Below are 3,180 nucleotides of genomic sequence, written 5' to 3'. Positions count from 1 at the left end.
TATCGTCTTCACACACCGCAATCTGGTCTCTTCGACGCAAATTGCTTGGGTGTTATATGGTCAAGCCTCACGGGCAATTAGTATTGGTTAGCTCAACGCCTCACAGCGCTTACACACCCAACCTATCAACGTCGTAGTCTTCGACGGCCCTTTAGGGAACTCAAGGTTCCAGTGAGATCTCATCTTGAGGCAAGTTTCCCGCTTAGATGCTTTCAGCGGTTATCTTTCCCGAACATAGCTACCCGGCAATGCCACTGGCGTGACAACCGGAACACCAGAGGTTCGTCCACTCCGGTCCTCTCGTACTAGGAGCAGCCCCTCTCAAATCTCAAACGTCCACGGCAGATAGGGACCGAACTGTCTCACGACGTTCTAAACCCAGCTCGCGTACCACTTTAAATGGCGAACAGCCATACCCTTGGGACCGGCTTCAGCCCCAGGATGTGATGAGCCGACATCGAGGTGCCAAACACCGCCGTCGATATGAACTCTTGGGCGGTATCAGCCTGTTATCCCCGGAGTACCTTTTATCCGTTGAGCGATGGCCCTTCCATACAGAACCACCGGATCACTAAGACCTACTTTCGTACCTGCTCGACGTGTCTGTCTCGCAGTCAAGCGCGCTTTTGCCTTTATACTCTACGACCGATTTCCGACCGGTCTGAGCGCACCTTCGTACTCCTCCGTTACTCTTTAGGAGGAGACCGCCCCAGTCAAACTACCCACCATACACTGTCCTCGATCCGGATAACGGACCTGAGTTAGAACCTCAAAGTTGCCAGGGTGGTATTTCAAGGTTGGCTCCATGCAGACTGGCGTCCACACTTCAAAGCCTCCCACCTATCCTACACAAGCAAATTCAAAGTCCAGTGCAAAGCTATAGTAAAGGTTCACGGGGTCTTTCCGTCTAGCCGCGGATACACTGCATCTTCACAGCGATTTCAATTTCACTGAGTCTCGGGTGGAGACAGCGCCGCCATCGTTACGCCATTCGTGCAGGTCGGAACTTACCCGACAAGGAATTTCGCTACCTTAGGACCGTTATAGTTACGGCCGCCGTTTACCGGGGCTTCGATCAAGAGCTTCGCGTTAGCTAACCCCATCAATTAACCTTCCGGCACCGGGCAGGCGTCACACCCTATACGTCCACTTTCGTGTTTGCAGAGTGCTGTGTTTTTAATAAACAGTCGCAGCGGCCTGGTATCTTCGACCGGCATGGGCTTACGCAGTAAATGCTTCACCCTCACCGGCGCACCTTCTCCCGAAGTTACGGTGCCATTTTGCCTAGTTCCTTCACCCGAGTTCTCTCAAGCGCCTTGGTATTCTCTACCCAACCACCTGTGTCGGTTTGGGGTACGGTTCCTGGTTACCTGAAGCTTAGAAGCTTTTCTTGGAAGCATGGCATCAACCACTTCGTTGTCTAAAAGACAACTCGTCATCAGCTCTCGGCCTTAGAATCCCGGATTTACCTAAGATTCCAGCCTACCACCTTAAACTTGGACAACCAACGCCAAGCTGGCCTAGCCTTCTCCGTCCCTCCATCGCAATAACCAGAAGTACAGGAATATTAACCTGTTTTCCATCGACTACGCTTTTCAGCCTCGCCTTAGGGACCGACTAACCCTGCGTCGATTAACGTTGCGCAGGAAACCTTGGTCTTTCGGCGTGGGTGTTTTTCACACCCATTATCGTTACTCATGTCAGCATTCGCACTTCTGATACCTCCAGCAAGCTTCTCAACTCACCTTCACAGGCTTACAGAACGCTCCTCTACCGCATCACCTAAGTGATACCCGTAGCTTCGGTGTATGGTTTGAGCCCCGTTAAATCTTCCGCGCAGGCCGACTCGACTAGTGAGCTATTACGCTTTCTTTAAAGGGTGGCTGCTTCTAAGCCAACCTCCTAGCTGTCTAAGCCTTCCCACATCGTTTCCCACTTAACCATAACTTTGGGACCTTAGCTGACGGTCTGGGTTGTTTCCCTTTTCACGACGGACGTTAGCACCCGCCGTGTGTCTCCCATGCTCGGCACTTGTAGGTATTCGGAGTTTGCATCGGTTTGGTAAGCCGGGATGGCCCCCTAGCCGAAACAGTGCTCTACCCCCTACAGTGATACATGAGGCGCTACCTAAATAGCTTTCGAGGAGAACCAGCTATCTCCGAGCTTGATTAGCCTTTCACTCCGATCCACAGGTCATCCGCTAACTTTTCAACGGTAGTCGGTTCGGTCCTCCAGTTAGTGTTACCCAACCTTCAACCTGCCCATGGATAGATCGCCCGGTTTCGGGTCTATTCCCAGCGACTAGACGCCCTATTAAGACTCGCTTTCGCTACGCCTCCCCTATTCGGTTAAGCTTGCCACTGAAAATAAGTCGCTGACCCATTATACAAAAGGTACGCAGTCACCCAACAAAGTGGGCTCCCACTGCTTGTACGCATACGGTTTCAGGATCTATTTCACTCCCCTCTCCGGGGTTCTTTTCGCCTTTCCCTCACGGTACTAGTTCACTATCGGTCAGTCAGTAGTATTTAGCCTTGGAGGATGGTCCCCCCATATTCAGACAAAGTTTCTCGTGCTCCGTCCTACTCGATTTCACTGCAAAGATGTTTTCGCGTACAGGGCTATCACCCACTATGGCCGCACTTTCCAGAGCGTTCCGCTAACATCAATACAGCTTAAGGGCTGGTCCCCGTTCGCTCGCCACTACTAAGGGAATCTCGGTTGATTTCTTTTCCTCAGGGTACTTAGATGTTTCAGTTCCCCTGGTTCGCTTCTTAAGCCTATGTATTCAGCTTAAGATACCTAACTTATGTTAGGTGGGTTCCCCCATTCAGACATCTCCGGATCAAAGTCTGTTTGCCGACTCCCCGAAGCTTTTCGCAGGCTACCACGTCTTTCATCGCCTCTGACTGCCAAGGCATCCACCGTATGCGCTTCTTCACTTGACCATATAACCCCAAGCAATCTGGTTATACTATGAAGACGACATTCGCCGAAAATTCGCATGTTCAATTAAGAACGTTCACAAATTTTACCTTAGCCTGAATAAACACCAGTGAAAGTGTTATCCAGTCTAACTTTCTATTACATACCCAAATTTTTAAAGAACGATCTAATCAAAAAGATCAGAAATCAACATTCACCATCGTTTGATGGAATGCTCATTTCTAAGCTTTACGA

General features: G+C 50.4%; 1 rRNA gene. It reads right to left on the bottom strand.

The annotated features are described in order from the left end of the window. Positions 1–56: 56 nt before the first annotated feature. Positions 57–2,948 (bottom strand): 23S ribosomal RNA (locus tag KO536_RS24010). Positions 2,949–3,180: the final 232 nt, after the last annotated feature.

The organism is Pseudomonas sp. NKUCC02_KPG (genome assembly GCF_019345465.1).
In the GTDB taxonomy this organism is placed as follows: domain Bacteria; phylum Pseudomonadota; class Gammaproteobacteria; order Pseudomonadales; family Pseudomonadaceae; genus Aquipseudomonas.
This window is presented reverse-complemented; position numbering and strand designations above follow the sequence as displayed.